A 15,866-nucleotide genomic window follows, 5' to 3' on the forward strand; every position below is an offset into this window, starting at 1 on the left:
ATGTGAAATTGCACTGACAAGCCCCGTGCACCTCCCCGTTGCCCGCGCGTCACGCCATCGGACACGACAAAAGCCGCCAAGCACCCTCACTCAAGGGGCACTTGGCGGCCGAGTACGCAGGTGGGCGGCCCTGCCGGGCCGGATCAGTCGAGGACGGCGAAACCGTCCAGTTCCACCAGCGCCTGCTCGTCCCACAGCCGGGTCACACCGATCACGGCCATGGCCGGGTAGTCGCGCCCGGCCAACCGCTGCCATACCAGGCCGAGTTCACGGGCGTGCGCCCGGTAGTCCGCGACGTCCGTTGCGTACACCGTGACCCGCGCCAGGTCACCGGGGGAACCGCCGGCCGCGCGCAGGGCGGCCAGCAGGTTGCCCAGCGCGCGCTCGAACTGCTCGGGCAGCGTCGCGCCGACCACCTTGCCCTCCCCGTCCAGCGCGGTCTGCCCGGCCAGGAAGACGACCCGGGTCCCCGTCGCGACGGTCGCCACGGTCGCGTGCGAGAAGCCGGTGGGCGGCGACAGCTCCTCGGGATTGCGTCGGTCCAGGCTCACGCCCCGGCCTCCTTCGCGGCGTCCAGGTCCTTGTACAACTCCTTGGCGATGATGGTCCGTTGGACCTCGCTCGCCCCCTCGTAGATGCGCGGGGCCCGCACCTCGCGGTACAGGTGCTCCAGCAGGTGCCCCCGCTGCAGGGCGCGGGCGCCGTGCAGCTGGACGGCGGCGTCCACGACGAACTGGGCGGTCTCGGTGGCCAGCAGCTTGGCCATCGCGGCCCGCCGGGGGACGTCGGGCGCCCCCTCGTCGTACGCGCTCGCCGCCGCGTACACCAGCAGCCGCGCCGCCTCGGTGCGGGTGGCCATCTCGGCGACCTGGTGCGACACCGCCTGGAGGTCGCGGAGCGGTCCCCCGAAGGCCCGCCGCCCGGTGGTGTGCGCCAGCGTCGCGTCCAGCGCGGCCTGGGCCATGCCGACGGCGAAGGCGCCGACGCTGGGACGGAACAGGTTCAGGGTGCGCATGGCGACCCGGAAGCCCCGGTCGGTCTCGCCCAGTACGTCGTCACATGTCACCGGTACCGCGTCAAAGGTGACCGTGCCGATGGCGTGCGGGGCGAGCATGTCGAGCGGGCGCCCGCCGAGCCCGGCCCGGTCGGCCGGCACCAGGAAGGCGGTGACCCCGCGCGCCCCGGCGCCCGGGGTGGTGCGGGCGAAGACGGTGAGGACGTCGGCCTCGGGGGCGTTGGAGATCCAGCACTTCTCACCGTTCAGCCGCCAGCGCCCGGAACCCTCCGGCCCGTCCGGCTCCGCGGCGAGCGCCAGGGCCGCCGCGTCCGACCCGGCGTCCGGCTCGCTCAGCGCGAACGCCGCCACCGCGCGCCCGGCGGTCACCTCCGGCAGCCAGCGTTCCCGCTGGGCGGCGGTGCCCGACGCGGCGACGGGGTGGGCGCCGAGCCCCTGGAGGGCGAGCGCGGTCTCCGCCTCGGTGCACACGCGGGCCAGCGACTCCCGCATCAGGCACAGGTCGAGTGCCCCCGAGGTGAACAGCCGCCCGATCAGGCCGAGTTCACCGAGGGCGGCGACCAGCGGCCGGTTCACGCGGCCGGGTTCGCCCTTGTCGGCGAGGGGGCGGAGGCGCTCGGCGGCCAGGGCGCGCAGCTCCTCGCACCAGGCGGCCCGGTCGGGTTCGAGCGAGAATACGGGCATTCGTTACCCCAATTCCTCGGCACTGCCATCGCTTCTATCGCGCACCGTTGACTGTCGTCACCTTCACGATACGCTCGATGGGCGACCCCACCACGACGAGGGGCGAATCATGGAGCTGACCGTCTCGGCCCACCTCGACACGTTTGCCCGTGACCATCTGCCGCCCGCGGGGCAGTGGCCGGAACTCGACCTGTCCGGTCTGCCCGCGTACCCCGATCGGCTCAACTGCGGCGCCGAACTCCTGGACGGCACGATCGGGCGGTTCGGCCCGGACCGCACCGTCTTCCGCGACGGCTCCGGCGGCAGCTGGACCTACGGGGAACTGCGCGAGCGCGTGGACCGCATCGCCCACGTGCTGACCGGGCCGCTCGGCGTGGTGCCGGGCAACCGGGTGCTGCTGCGCGGACCGACCGGCCCCTGGCTCGCGGCGTGCTGGCTGGCCGTGATGAAGGCGGGCGCCGTGGCCGTGACGGTGCTGGCCCAGCAGCGCGCCCAGGAGCTGGCCGTCATGTGTGACATGGCACGTGTCACACACGCACTGTGCGACGTGCGCTCCGTGGACGACCTGGTCAAGGCCGAGGTGCCCGGACTGCGCGTCACCGCGTACGGCGGGGACGCCCCGGACGACCTGCTGAGGCTGGCCGCCCGGATGCCCGCGCGGTACGAGCCCGTGGCCACCGCCGCCGACGACGTGGCGCTGATCGCCTTCACCTCCGGCACCACGGGACGGCCCAAGGGCTGCATGCACTTCCACCGCGACGTCCTGGCCGTCGCCGACACCTTCTCCGCCCAGGTGCTGCGGCCCCGCCCGGACGACCTGTTCGCGGGCAGCCCCCCGCTCGGCTTCACCTTCGGCCTCGGCGGCCTGGTCGTCTTCCCGATGCGGGCGGGCGCCGCGTCCCTCCTCCTGGAGCAGGCGGGCCCCAAGCAGCTCCTGCCGGCCATATCCGGCCACGGGGTGACCGTCCTGTTCACCGCGCCGACGGCGTACCGCGTGATGCTGGACGAGCTGGCCGCCGCGGGAACCGGTGCGGCGCCCGCGTACGACGTCTCCAGCCTGCGGCGCTGCGTCTCCGCCGGGGAGAACCTGCCGGCCGCCACCTGGCGCGCCTGGCACGAGCGCACCGGGGTGCGCGTCATCAACGGCATCGGCGCCACCGAGCTGCTGCACATCTTCATCTCCGCCGCCGACGACGCCATCAGGCCCGGCACCACCGGCGTCCCGGTCCCCGGCTGGCAGGCCCGCGTCGTCGACGCCTCCGGGCATCCCGTGCCGGACGGCGAGGAGGGGCTCCTCGCCGTGCGCGGCCCCGTGGGGTGCCGCTACCTGGCCGATCCGCGCCAGCTGGAGTACGTACGTGACAGGTGGAATGTCACCGGTGACGCGTACGTGCGCGAGCCCGACGGCTACTTCCGCTACGTCGCGCGCGCCGACGACATGATCATCTCGGCCGGGTACAACGTCGCGGGTCCCCAGGTCGAGGACGCGCTGCTGGCCCACCCCGACGTCGTCGAGACCGCCGTGGTGGGCCTGCCGGACGAGCTGCGCGGCCAGGTCGTCGTCGCGTACGTGGTACTGCGCGAGGGCCTCCCCCGCGACGAGGGGGCCGCCGAGGAGCTGCGGGAGTTCGTCAAGAGCCGGCTCGTCCCGTACAAGTGCCCGCGCCGCGTCGTCTTCCTCGACGCACTCCCCCGCACCGCCACCGGCAAGCTCCAGCGCTTCCGGCTGCGCGAAGGGCTCCCCGCCCCGCAGCGGCCCCCAGGGGCCCCCGGCGGGCCGAGGTCCTAGAGTGATCACGTGGCCGAGCAGCACACCCCCCGCTCCCTGATCGTCTCCCTGTACGGCGCGTACGGACGCACACCGGACAACGCACCGCTCCCCGTGGCCGAGTTGATCAGGCTCCTCGGCGTGCTCGGCGTGGACGCGCCCTCGGTGCGCTCCTCGGTGTCCCGGCTGAAGCGGCGCGGCCTGCTCGTCGCCGCGCGCACCGGCGGGGGCGGCGCCGGATACGCCCTGTCCGAGGACGCCCGCCAGCTCCTGGACGACGGCGACCGGCGCATCTACTCCCGCACCCGGCCCGGAGCGGACGAGGGGCGCGACGACGGATGGGTGCTCGCGGTGTTCTCCGTGCCGGAGGAGGAGCGCAGCAAGCGGCACCTGCTGCGCTCGCGGCTGGCCCGGCTCGGCTTCGGCACGGCGGCGCCCGGCGTCTGGATCGCGCCCGCGGGACTCCACGAGGAGACCCGCCACACCCTGCGCCGCCTCCAACTCGACCCGTACGTCGATCTGTTCAAGGGCGAGCACCTGGGCTTCGCGGCGACCGCCGAGGCCGTCTCGCGCTGGTGGGACCTGTCGGCGATCGCCCGTCTGCACGAGGACTTCCTCGCGACGCAGGAGCCGGTCCTGCTCAAGTGGGAGTCGGGAGAGGCCGGTTCAGCGGAGGAGGCCTACCGGGACTACCTGGTGGCACTGGACGCCTGGCGCCAACTGCCGTACGCGGACCCGGGACTGCCCGCCTCCCTACTGCCGCCGCACTGGCCGGGGGCAAGGGCGGCGGAAGTCTTCACGGCGCTGCACGAACGGCTGCGGGACCTCGGGGAACGGTTCGTACGGCAGGGCTGAACCCGGGCCGCACACCCCCGCGCCCCGTCACGGCCCGGTGAGCGTGAGACGGGGCTTGGGCGCGTCCGTGCGGCCCGTCGGCGGCTTGCGGCTGCCGGCCAGGTACGGCACGGGCCAGGGCGCGCCCGGCCCCGCGTACTCCTGCTCGGCGGCCGCGTGCAGCGTCCAGTGCGGGTCGTACAGGTGCGGCCGGGCCAGCGCGCACAGGTCGGCACGGCCCGCGAGCAGCAGCGAGTTGACGTCGTCCCAGGAGGAGATGGCGCCGACGGTGATGACCGGGACGCCGAGGGTGTTGCGGATGCGGTCGGCGTAGGGCGTCTGGTACGAGCGCCCGAACTCGGGGCGCTCCTCGGGCACCACCTGGCCGGTGGAGACGTCGATGGCGTCGGCCCCGTGGCGCACGAAGGCGCGGGCGATCTCCACCGATTCCTCGGGGGTGGTGCCGCCGGGGGCCCAGTCGGTCGCGGAGATCCGAACGGTCATCGGACGCTCCTCGGGCCACACCTCCCGTACCGCGTCGAAGACTTCGAGCGGGAAGCGCAGACGGCCCGCGAGTTCCCCGCCGTAGCCGTCGGTGCGCAGGTTGGTCAGCGGGGAGAGGAAGCCGGAGAGCAAGTAGCCGTGTGCGCAGTGCAGTTCGAGCAGATCGAAGCCGCACTGGGCGGCGCGGCGGGCGGCGTCGGCGAACTGGTCCCGGATCAGGGCGAGTCCGGTCGCGTCCAGCTGGTGCGGGACCTGGTTGACGCCGGGGCGGTACGGGAGCGGGGAGGCGGCCGAGAGCGGCCAGTTGCCGCCGTCGAGCGGCTGGTCGATGCCGTCCCACATCAGCTTGGTGGAGCCCTTGCGGCCGGAGTGGCCGAGCTGCACGCCGAGCGCGGTGCCCGGTGAGCCGCCGTGCACGAAGTCGGTGATCCGCCGCCAGGCGTCGGCCTGTTCGCTGGTGTACAGGCCGGTGCAGCCGGGCGTGATGCGGCCCTCGGGGCTGACGCACACCATCTCCGTCATCACCAGTCCGGCGCCGCCGAGGGCGCGGGCGCCGAGGTGGACCAGGTGGAAGTCGGCGGGAACGCCGTCCTCGGCGGAGTACATGTCCATCGGGGAGACGACGACGCGATTGCGCAGGGTCAGCCCGCGCAGCCGGAAGGGCGTGAACATCGGGGGCGTTCCGGCGGGGCAGCCGAAGTCCCGCTCGACGGCATCGGTGAACCCGGGGTCGCGCAGGCGCAGGTTGTCGTGGGTGACGCGGCGGCTGCGGGTGAGCAGGTTGAACGCGAACTGCCGCTGCGGCTGGTCCAGATACGTACCGAGCTCCTCGAACCAGCGCAGGCTCGCGGCGGCCGCGCGCTGGGTCGACTCCACGACGGGCCGGCGCTCCTCCTCGTACGCCCGCAGCGCCGTGCGCAGGTCGGGGTGCTCCTGGACGCAGGCGGCGAGCGCAAGGGCGTCCTCGACGGCGAGCTTGGTGCCGGACCCGATGGAGAAGTGCGCGGTGTGGGCGGCGTCGCCGATCAGGACCGTATTGCCGTGCGACCAGCTGGAGTTGGTGACCGTGCGGAACGCGGTCCAGGAGGACTTGTTACCGCGCAGGGCGCGTCCGCCGAGGGCGTCGGCGAAGATCTTGGCGCAGCGTTCGGTCGAGGCGCGCTCGTCGAGGTCCGCGAACCCGGCCGCGTACCAGACCTCTTCGCGCATCTCGACGATGACGGTGGAGGAGTCCGCCGAGTAGGGGTAGCCGTGCAGCTGCATGACGCCGTGCTCGGTCTCGGCGATCTCGAAGCGGAAGGCGTCGAGGGCGAAGTCGGCCGCGAGCCAGATGTAACGGCAGCGGTGCGTGGTGAGTTGGGGACCGAAGACGTCGGCGTGTGCGGCGCGGGTGGCGCTGTTGACCCCGTCGGCGGCGATCACCAGGTCGTGCTCGGCGGCCAGTTGGGCGGCGGGCGGGGCCTCGGAACGGAAGCGGAGCCGTACGCCGAGCTCGGTGCAGCGCTCGTGCAGGATCTGCAGGAGCCTGCGGCGGCCCAGGGCCGCGAAGCCGTGGCCGCCGGAGGTGAGGGTGCGACCCCGGTGGACGATGTCGATGTCGTCCCAGCGCACGAAGTCGGCCTGCAGGGCGCGGTAGACGGCCGGGTCGGCGTGCTCGATGCCGCCCAGGGTCTCGTCGGAGAGGACGACGCCGAAGCCGAAGGTGTCGTCGGGGGCGTTGCGCTCCCAGACGGTGATCTCGCGCTCGGGGTCGAGGCGCTTGAGGAGGGCGGCGGCGTAGAAGCCGCCGGGTCCGCCGCCGATGACGGCGACCCGGAGCGCCCTCGCGGCGGGCCCCGGGGCCCCGGGACCGGGCGCGCTCACCGGCCCCGCCACTTCGGGGGACGCTTCTCGGTGAACGCGGCGTGGAACTCGGCGTAGTCCTCGCCGTTCATCAGCAGGGCCTGCGTGGCGGCGTCCAGCTCCACCGAGGCGGCGAGCGGCATGTCCAGCTCGGCGGTGAGCAGCGCCTTGGTCTGCGCGAGCGCGAGCGCGGGACCGTCGGCGAGGCGACGGGCCAGCTCGGCGGCGCGCACCCCGGCCTGCCCCTCCTCGGTCAACTCGCTGATGAGCCCGATGCGTTCTGCCTCCGGCGCGCGCACGGCCTCGCCGAGCATCAGCAGCCGGGTGGCGTGCCCGAGCCCGACGACGCGGGGCAGCAGGTACGCCGCCCCCATGTCGCCGCCCGACAGCCCGACCCGGGTGAACAGGAACGCGAACCGGGCCGTGGGGTCGGCCACCCGGAAGTCCGCCGCGAGCGCAAGGACGGCGCCCGCCCCGGCGGCGACACCGTGCACGGCCGCGACCACGGGGAAGGGGCATTCCCGCACGGCACGCACGACCTGGCCGGTCATCCGGTTGAAGTCGAGCAGCTGCGCCATGTCCATGCCGAGGGTCGCGCCGATGATCTCGTCGACATCGCCGCCGGAACAGAAGCCGCGCCCTTCGCCCCCGAGGACGAGGGCGCGTACGGAACGCTCGCGGGAGAGCTCCGCGAGCAGATCCCGCAGATCGGCGTAGGCGCCGAAGGTCAGGGCGTTGAGCTTGTCGGGACGGTCGAGGGTGACGGTGGCGACGCCGTCGTCGAGGTCGAGGCGCAGATGCCGCCACTGCTCGGTGCGGGACGCGGAGCTGGGGAAGGGGCTCATGCGGTGCGGCCTCCCTGGGCGGAGTGGCACGGCCGGCGCGACAGAGAGCGCTGCTGCTGCCGGGCGATGGCTGCCCCTCGAAGCTATCACTCGTACGTGACTGCCGTCACGAGGGCGCGATACGCATGTCGGCTTCTCGATGCGGGCGGACGGGGCGCGAGTCGGCTGGCTGGTAGCCCGACAGCTGACAGGTGACGTCGGACAGACATCCGCTGACAAATGACGGCTAACAGATAGCAGCTGACGGCTGACGGCTGACGGCTGACGGCTGACGGCTGACGGCTGACGGCTGACGGCTGACGGCTGACGGCTGACGGCTGACGGCTGACGGCTGACGGCAAACCGTCGAGACCCACCGCACGTCACCCCTCCGACCGCCGATCGCTCACATCGCCCCTTCAACGCATCGCCGACCGCCCGACCGCCGACCGACCCGGCCGAAAGTCCCACCTCCCGTGTGGCGCAGGTCCCACTCCCCACCCGCCGGGTGCCCCTTGTCCCGGTCCTTGCGGTTCGTAAGGTTGAAACCAGGACGTCACCGGCTCTCCACCCACGAGCCTTCACTCCCGATCGGACCGAACGGACCCAGCCTTGCCCGCAGCTTCCGGCCGCCCCACCTCCTGGCGTATCGCACTGCCCCACACCACCGCCGCCGTGCCCATCGCCCGCGCCCTGATCCGTACCGTGATGGCGGACCTGCTGGAGTCGGACGCCCCCGCCGCGGACAGTGACACGGCGGAGCTGCTCACCGCCGAGCTGGTGGCCAACGCCGTGGAGCACACGAAGGGCGAGGGTCCGCTGGAGCTGGTCGTCGAGCTGCTGCCCACCGGCTGTCAGGTCGAGGTCCACGACCCCGATCCGGCCCCGCCCGGCGACCTCGCCCCCGGCCGTCCGGGCGGTCCGCCCGATCCGTGGCAGGAGCACGGGCGCGGCCTGCTGCTGATACGTACGCTCAGCTCCGCCTGCGGGCACCGGCCCACGGCCCAGGGCAAGGCCGTCTGGTTCACGCTGCCGACCCGTCCGGCCCACGCCTGACCCCGCCCCGGCCGGAAAGCAGCACCGGGCCCGAGGAGCGGGGACGCGCCCCTCGGACCCGAGATCCACTCAGGACGCGGGCGCTCGGCCCGGCGCGTCCTGTTCCGCGGCTCCGAGCCGCGAGTTGCGGCGTCCGTACGCCACGTACACCAGCGCCCCCACCACCAGGAACGCGGCGAACTGGAGCCAGGTCGTCCAGCCCGTGCCCCAGATCAGGTACAGGCAGAACGCCACGCCGAGGACCGGGCTGACCGGGTAGAGCGGCACGCGGAACGAGCGCTGCAGGTCCGGGTCACGGCGGCGCAGGGCGATCACCGCGATGTTGACGACGGCCATGATGGCGAGGGTGCCGATCGTCGTGAGGTTGACGACCACGTCGAGTGACGAGAAGGCGGCGGGGATAGCGAAGACGGACGCGACGATCCAGGTGTTGGCGACCGGTGTCGCGGTGCGCGGGGAGATCCGTTCGAAGACGCGCGGGATCAGGCCGTCGCGGGACATCGACATCAGGATGCGGGTCTGCCCGTACATGACCGCGAGGACGACCGACGCGATGGCGACGACCGCGCCGAAGGCGATGACGCCGCCGCCGATGGTGGAGTCGGTGACCTGGTTGACGATCAGGGAGAGCGCCGCGGGCTTGTCCGCGACGTCGTCCGCGCCGAGCGCGCCGATGGCCGCGACGGCGACGGCGACGTACAGCAGCGTCACCAGGCCGATGCAGATCAGGATGGCGATGGGGATGTTCCGCCGGGGGTTCTTGACCTCTTCGCCGGCCGTGGTGATCGCGTCGAAGCCGATGTACGAGAAGAACGCGACGGAGGCGCCGGAGGTGATGCCCGCGACGCCCTCGGTGGCGAACGGCGAGAGGTTGCCGTCGCGGTACGCCGAGTAGGCGATGGCGCAGAACAGGATCAGGATCGCGATCTTCAGGATCGCCATGGCGGCGGTCGCCCGCGCGCTCTCGCGGATGCCGCGGACGAGGAGGAGGGCGGCGAGGAGTATCACCACGACGGCGGGGAGGTTGATCACGCCGCCTTCGCCGGGGCCGGCGGAGAGCGCGGCGGGCAGTTGCCAGCCGGTGATGCTGTTCAGCAGTTCGTTGAGGTACTGGCTCCAGCCGACCGCGACGGCCGAGACGGAGACGCCGTACTCCAGGAGCAGGCACCAGCCGACGAGGAAGGCGACGCGCTCGCCGAGGGTGGCGTAGGCGAAGGAGTACGAGGATCCGGAGACCGGGATCGCGCTGCCCAGCTCGGCGAACGAGAAGGCGGTGAAGACGCAGGTGATCGCGGCGAGTACGAAGGAGACCACGACGGCGGGCCCGGCTTCGGCGACGGAGTCGGACAGGCCGACGAAGATGCCGGTGCCGACGATGGCGCCGATGCCGAAGCAGACCAGCTGGAACAGGCCCATGGTGCGGCGCAGGCCGTGGCCTTCGAGGTCGGTGCCGGATTCGGCGATCAGCTGCTGGGGGGACTTGATCCGCGTTCCGAGGGGGTTCCGGTTCCGCGGTCCTGCCGAGGGCGGGCGCATGGGGTGGTTCTCATCTCTGGTTCGTACACGACGCAAAGGTGGGGTTCCGAGCGTGCGAGCCCGGAACCCCACCTTGTCGGCCGATACTAACCGCCACTCCGCATATTCACCCAATCGGGCGCATCTCTATGCATCGATGGTCGTGCGCGGGGCCGGTCAGGCGTCCGGGCCCGCCAGTGTGGCCACCATGACGGCCTTGATCGTGTGGAGCCGGTTCTCGGCCTCGTCGAAGACGACCGAGTGCGCGGACTCGAAGACCTCGTCGGTGACCTCCAGCTCGGACAGGCCGTACCGCTCGTGGATCTCGCGCGCCACGGCCGTGCCGAGGTCGTGGAAGGCGGGGAGGCAGTGCAGGAACTTCACGTCCGGGTTGCCGGTCGCGCGCAGCACGTCCATCGTCACCGCGTACGGACGCAGGGCCGTGATCCGCTCGTCCCACACCTCCTGCGGCTCCCCCATGGACACCCACACGTCCGTGACGACGAAGTCCGCGCCGCGCACGCCCTCCTCGACGTCTTCGGTCAGGGTGATGCGGGCTCCACTGTCGGCGGCGAGCTTGCGCGCCCGGTCCACGACCTCCTCGGCGGGCCAGTACGCGCGGGGCGCCGTGATGCGCACGTCCATGCCGAGCAGGGCGGCGGTGACGAGGTAGGAGTTGCCCATGTTGAAGCGCGCGTCGCCGAGGTAGGCGAACGAGACCTCCTCCAGCGGCTTGGCGCAGTGCTCGGTCATGGTGAGCACGTCGGCCAGCATCTGGGTGGGGTGCCATTCGTCGGTGAGGCCGTTGTAGACGGGCACTCCGGCGTGTGCGGCCAGCGCTTCGACGGTGGCCTGGGCGTCGCCGCGGAACTCGATCGCGTCGAACATCCTGCCCAGGACGCGTGCGGTGTCGCGCGCGGACTCCTTCTTGCCGATGTGGGAGCCGGCCGGGTCGATGTACGTGGTGGAGGCGCCCTGGTCCGCCGCCGCGACCTCGAAGGCGCAGCGGGTGCGGGTGGAGGACTTCTCGAAGATCAGTGCCACGTTCCGGCCACGCAGGCGCTGCGTCTCGGTCCCTGCCTTCTTGTCCGCCTTGAGCCGGGCGGACAGGTCGATCAGGGCACGGAACTCCTCGGCGGTGAGGTCCAGCTCCTTGAGGAAGTGGCGGCCGGTGAGGTCTGTGGCCATGGCGACGCTCCTGGATTCCTGGGGTCCGGTCGCATCCGGGGTACCGTCGGCCTCAGGGCGGGTATCCGAATGCGCTTCCGAATGCGGGACTCTGGAAGTCTATACGAGATCTTGAATTTATATACAGCCCTGTCGAGTCACGGTCCCGGGGTCATACGCCGTCCCGCTCCACCGGACAGCTCATGCAGCGCGGGCCGCCCCGGCCGCGCCCCAGCTCGCTGCCCCGGATCTCGATCACCTCGATCCCCTGCTTGCGCAGATGCGTGTTGGTGGTGACGTTGCGCTCGTACGCCACGACGACCCCGGGCTCGACCGCCAGCACGTTGCACCCGTCGTCCCACTGCTCGCGCTCCGCCGCGTGCACGTCCTGGGTGGCCGTCAGGACCCGGATCCGGGGCAGCCCCAGGGCGGCGGCGATGGCGCTGTGCATCTGCTCCGGCGGATGGTCGGTGACCCTCAGGGACCGGCCGCCCTCGCCCGGTTCGATCGTGTACGAACGGAGCATGCCCAGGCCCGCGTACTGGGTGAAGGTGTCGTGGTCCACCATCGTCATCACCGTGTCCAGGTGCATGAACGCGCGGCGCTTGGGCATGTCCAGGGCCACGATCGTGCGCGCCGACCCCGCCGCGAACAGTCCCCTGGCCAGCATCTCCACCGCCTGCGGCGTGGTCCGCTCGCTCATCCCGATCAGCACCGCCCCGTTCCCGATGACCAGGACGTCGCCGCCCTCGATCGTCGACGGGTAGTCGTCCTGCCCCTCGGACCAGTGGTGGAAGGCGCCCGCCTCCGGGCCGGTGAACAGCGGGTGGTGCTTGTAGATCGCCTCGAAGTGCACGGTCTCGCGCTGGCGGGCGGGCCAGCGCATCGCGTTGATCGAGACGCCGTCGTAGATCCAGGCGGAGGTGTCCCGGGTGAACAGGTGGTTGGGCAGCGGCCCCAGCAGGAAGTCGTCCAGGTCCATCACGTGGAACCGCACCGACGTCGGCTCCTGGTGGCCCGCCAGGAACTCGCGCTTGGTCATCCCTCCCACCAGCGCTTCCACCAGCCGGGGCGTCTCCATCTCGTCGAACACGGCCCGCAGGTGGTCCGTCGCCAGCGGGCCGTATTCCTTCTCGTCGAAGACGCGGTCCAGGACGAGCTTGCGCGCGGCCGGGACCTCCAGCGCCTCGCGCAGCAGGTCCCCGAAGAGGTGCACCCGCACCCCCCGGTCGCGCAGGACGTCCGCGAAGCCGTCGTGCTCCTGGCGCGCCCGGCGCACCCACAGCACGTCGTCGAAGAGCAGCGCGTCCTTGTTCGTCGGGGTGAGTCGCTTCAGCTCCAGGTCCGGCCGGTGCAGGATGACGCGGCGCAGCCGCCCGGTCTCGGAATCGACATGGAATCCCATGACCCCATCCTCACCGCGCGGGCCCGGGTTCACCCGGTGAAGGACGCAGCTTCTCCTGTCGCGTCCGACACTGCACCGCGTCGTACACCGCGACGACGGCCCGGTCCCACCCCGCTCCCGCGTCCCCACCAGCCCCTCCGGAGCCGGCTTCTCCTTCCGGCCCGGTGCTCGCAGCCGTTCCAGGACCGGGCTCCACTGCCCCTCCGGATCCGGTCGCCTCCGCCCCTCCCGGTCCGGTCTCGACCAGCTCCGGCAGTGCGCGCCCCACCAGGGCCCGCAGGCCTCCCCAGGCGCCGCTGCCCCGGGCGGTCTCCCCACCGGCGACGCTGACGTTGCCGCCGATCAGCCTCCTGGTGTCGTACGCCAGGGCCAGCGCCTCCCGCTCCTCCACGGCGGCGAGCAGCGCCGCCGCCCGCTCCGGCGTCATGTCCACGGCCCCGCAGCGCCGCAGTTCCTCGGCCAGCAGGGGTACGGGATCGGTGTCCCGGGCCACTCGTACCGCCTCGGCCGCCGGGTTGCCCTCGATCGGTGCGGCGAACGCCTCCGCGTGCACCAGCAGCGCGAGCAGCACCCTCAGCCGCCCGGCCCCACCTTCCCCGGCCCCATCCTCGGCCTCCTCGGCCAGGGTGCGTGCCCACCGGTCCAGCTCCGGCAGTACGACGCCCCGCAGCCGCTCCGAACGCAGCAGGCGCCCGGCCGCGAACGGCAGCTTCGCCAGCGGGTGCGTGCCCGGCGACGACCCCGGCTCCGCGTCGACGGGCACGACGAGCTCCGCCCGTACCCGCCGTGCGAACCAGGGCAGGTCCAGCAGCTCCTCGGCCACGGCGGCGTCCCGACGCTCCAGCCACTGCGACACGCCCAGGTAGGCGTCCTCGGGCCAGGGCGCCGTCGGCATCCCGGCGCGCACCAGTGAGGCCAGCATCCCGAGCTCCACGGCGGCCGGCCAGGGCCACTTCATGACCCGCGCGGCCAGCGCGCGCAGCGGTTCGCGCTCCAGTCCGGCCTCCCGGGTCCGCCGGGCGACCGCGCGCAGCACCTCGTCCAGGCGCGGGACGGGTACGGCCGCGCCCGCGTACGTCCGCAGGACCAGGTCGAGCCACTGCTGCGCGGTCTCCACAGGTAGCGGGTCGGCACCGGGTGCAGCGGTGATCCGGTCCAGGATCCCGGACGCGTCGAGCAGGTCCAGCCAGGTCTCGGCGGCCCGGGCGAGCCCGGCGGGAGAGTTGCCCCGGTGCTGGGGCGGCAGGGGCAGGACCACGAGGGCGAGCTCGGGTTCGCGCGCCAGCGCGCGCCGCAGCGGGGGCAGCCACGACTGCCAGACCTTGGGCGGGGTCTCGTCGAAGGCGTGGCCGCGCAGGAGTCCGGCGACCAGTTCCGCGTGCTCGTCGTCGTCCGGCAGCGGGGCTCCGGCGGGGCCGGCGAGTTCGACGGCGAAGGTGGCCGGGGTGGTCCGCCCCGAGCGGCACCAGGTGAGGACGAGGTCCCGGAAGCGCCGGTCGGCCTGCTCGGCGGGCAGCCGGGTGGTCAGGCCCTTGCGGTACTCCTTGAGCATCTTGTCGGTGATGACGCCGAGGGTGGTGAACTCGGCCATGCGTGCCGCCAGTTCGTCCTCATCGGGCGCCCGGCCGCTGCTCAGCTCGGCCTCACGGGCCGCCGCGAACAGAGGCTTGGCCATCGCGGGGCTGCCCGCACCGGCCACCACCCGGGCGCCCTCGTCGAGCGCGTACGGCAGCAGCTGTGGCGCATCGGCCGTCAGCTTGACCAGGTTGTCACGCAGTTGGGTGGCCGCCCGGCCCGGTTTGGCCACGGCCTGCTCCTCGCACCGGCGCAGTGGCGCGAGCAGGGCGACGGCGCGCGCGGCGTGCTCGGGGTGGGCACGGCACGCTTGGGAGAGGAAGGACAGCGGCGCGGTGCGCACCCGGCCCACCACGGCCGCCGGACCGACCCCGGGGTCCAGGCCCAGCGCGCGGGCGACGGCGTCCTCCGCCGTGCCGGCCCGCTCCGGCACCAGGCGGACCACGTACTGCCCGTCGTCGAGCGCGTCCCAGCCGTACGTCCGCGCCGTCATCGTCTCCTCGGGCCGCCCGCCGACGGGCTCTCCGGCGAGCACCGCACCGACCCCGAGCAACTGCCCGTCCGTCGCGGGCTCGGGCGCGGGCTGCGGCGGGCACGGCTCGGCCGAGCGCCCGTACTCGGCGCACTCCACCAGGAAGGCCTGGTAGGCACTGTGGGCGTCGGGCGGCACGTCCCGGCCCCCGGACCGGGTGGTCTCGTCGGGTGACCGCTCGTCGTACACGGCGGCCATCGCCCGCAGTCCCTCGGACCACACCACGTGCGGGATCGCGTCGAATGCCCCCGGCCCGAACCGGCCCCGGGTGCGGGTCCACCAGAAGTCGTGGACGTTCACCCCGGAGAAAGGGCCCTGGTAGCGCAGGTCGAGGGTGAGGCCGAAGCCTTGGCCGCGCTCGGAGAAGCCGAACCGGGCCTGCTCTCCGGCGATGCGGCCGCCGAAGCGGGAGACGACCCGCTCGAAGCGGGCCCCGCTGTCGTACTCCACGCCGTCGAACGCCCGGATCTGCAGGCGCTGCACGTGCGGATGGGGAGCGGGCGAGGAGTCGGGGCGCACGAACACCGCACGGCGCAGTTGCTCGATGCGCTGCTCTCCCCCGAACCGGTCCAGCAGCTCGCGCCACTTGGCCAGCCTGCCGGTGCCGCGCGGGTCGAGCAGGGCCGGGTGCAGCACGGCCACCGTCGTGTCGGACACGCCGAGGTCGCCGTCGAGCCCGGTCAGCGCGAGGCCCCCGTGCGCGGGCGCGTCCAAGAGGAGCCCGGCCCTGGCGGTGTCCGGTGCGCCGTCCTCGTACGGCGCGAGGACCGCGAGGCGCAGGGCCCGGCGCCAGTACGGGTCGGGCCACACCTGCCGGATCAGCTCCGCGGGCACGGGGAGCGACTGGGTCATCCAGTGCTCGACCCGGGCGCGGGCCTCTTCGGCGTGGTCCCCGATCCAGTCGGCGAGCGCGGTCAGCCCGGCCAGGTGCGGATCGCCCTTGAGCGCGGCCGGTACCTTCTTGAGCTCGCGCCCCGTCGAAGTCCTGCGGCACAGCACCGCCGGCTTCGGTTCGTCGTAGGCGTCGAGGCCCAACTCGTAGTCCCCGACGGCCTTCCAGTGTCCCTGGTCCCCCATGTCGTACCCCCGTGACGTGCTCACCCGCCCACGGTCCGAGCGAGTGATCACACCTTACGAGCCCCCAC

The 15,866-nt window shown here is 72.9% G+C and carries 11 protein-coding genes; 3 read left to right on the forward strand and 8 right to left on the reverse strand.

Annotated features, from left to right (window positions below):
- Positions 1–143: 143 nt before the first annotated feature.
- The gene (locus tag ABT160_RS24745; RefSeq protein WP_351649967.1) at positions 144–551 is read right to left on the reverse strand and encodes a RidA family protein; all 408 of its coding nucleotides are present in this window, start codon (positions 549–551) and stop codon (positions 144–146) included.
- Positions 548–1,699 carry an acyl-CoA dehydrogenase family protein gene (locus tag ABT160_RS24750; RefSeq protein ID WP_351649968.1) on the reverse strand — a complete coding sequence of 384 codons (1,152 nt, stop codon included), beginning with the start codon at positions 1,697–1,699 and terminating at the stop codon, positions 548–550. The genes ABT160_RS24745 and ABT160_RS24750 overlap by 4 nt, the downstream gene beginning before the upstream one ends.
- A gap of 109 nt (positions 1,700–1,808) precedes the next feature.
- Here ABT160_RS24750 and ABT160_RS24755 point away from each other — a divergent pair, with 109 nt between their 5' ends.
- On the forward strand, positions 1,809–3,488 hold the full coding sequence (locus ABT160_RS24755) for an AMP-binding protein (protein ID WP_351649969.1): 1,680 nt from the start codon (positions 1,809–1,811) through the stop codon (positions 3,486–3,488).
- A 9-nt stretch (positions 3,489–3,497) separates the two neighbouring features.
- Entirely contained in the window at positions 3,498–4,322 is an 825-nt protein-coding gene (locus ABT160_RS24760; RefSeq protein ID WP_351649970.1) for a PaaX family transcriptional regulator, read from the forward strand.
- Positions 4,323–4,349: 27 nt separating this feature from the next.
- On the opposite strand, the gene ABT160_RS24765 is transcribed toward ABT160_RS24760, so the two are convergent.
- A complete protein-coding gene (locus ABT160_RS24765) occupies positions 4,350–6,668 on the reverse strand; it encodes a bifunctional salicylyl-CoA 5-hydroxylase/oxidoreductase (protein ID WP_351649971.1) in 2,319 nt (772 codons plus the stop codon).
- A complete protein-coding gene (locus ABT160_RS24770; RefSeq protein WP_351649972.1) occupies positions 6,665–7,492 on the reverse strand; it encodes an enoyl-CoA hydratase family protein in 828 nt (275 codons plus the stop codon). The genes ABT160_RS24765 and ABT160_RS24770 overlap by 4 nt, the downstream gene beginning before the upstream one ends.
- A 591-nt stretch (positions 7,493–8,083) precedes the next feature.
- On the opposite strand from ABT160_RS24770, the gene ABT160_RS24775 reads away from it, so the two are divergent.
- Positions 8,084–8,527 (forward strand): ATP-binding protein, encoded by a 444-nt coding sequence (locus ABT160_RS24775; protein WP_351649973.1) that lies wholly within the window; start codon positions 8,084–8,086, stop codon positions 8,525–8,527.
- Positions 8,528–8,596: 69 nt separating this feature from the next.
- Here the strand turns inward: ABT160_RS24775 and ABT160_RS24780 are convergent, their stop codons facing one another.
- The 4 genes from ABT160_RS24780 to ABT160_RS24795 form a co-directional block, all read right to left on the reverse strand.
- Positions 8,597–10,063: an amino acid permease gene (locus tag ABT160_RS24780; RefSeq protein WP_351649974.1), complete on the reverse strand. Its 1,467-nt coding sequence runs from the start codon at positions 10,061–10,063 to the stop codon at positions 8,597–8,599.
- 156 nt (positions 10,064–10,219) lie between these two features.
- Positions 10,220–11,230 carry an ornithine carbamoyltransferase gene (gene argF / locus ABT160_RS24785; RefSeq protein ID WP_351649975.1) on the reverse strand — a complete coding sequence of 337 codons (1,011 nt, stop codon included), beginning with the start codon at positions 11,228–11,230 and terminating at the stop codon, positions 10,220–10,222.
- Between the two features lie 151 nt (positions 11,231–11,381).
- The gene (locus tag ABT160_RS24790; protein WP_351649976.1) at positions 11,382–12,614 is read right to left on the reverse strand and encodes an arginine deiminase; all 1,233 of its coding nucleotides are present in this window, start codon (positions 12,612–12,614) and stop codon (positions 11,382–11,384) included.
- Positions 12,615–12,624: 10 nt separating this feature from the next.
- Positions 12,625–15,822: a DUF4132 domain-containing protein gene (locus tag ABT160_RS24795; protein ID WP_351649977.1), complete on the reverse strand. Its 3,198-nt coding sequence runs from the start codon at positions 15,820–15,822 to the stop codon at positions 12,625–12,627.
- Between the last annotated feature and the right edge of the window lie 44 nt (positions 15,823–15,866).

The organism is Streptomyces sp. NPDC001941 (genome assembly GCF_040296945.1).
Classification (GTDB): Bacteria; Actinomycetota; Actinomycetes; order Streptomycetales; family Streptomycetaceae; genus Streptomyces.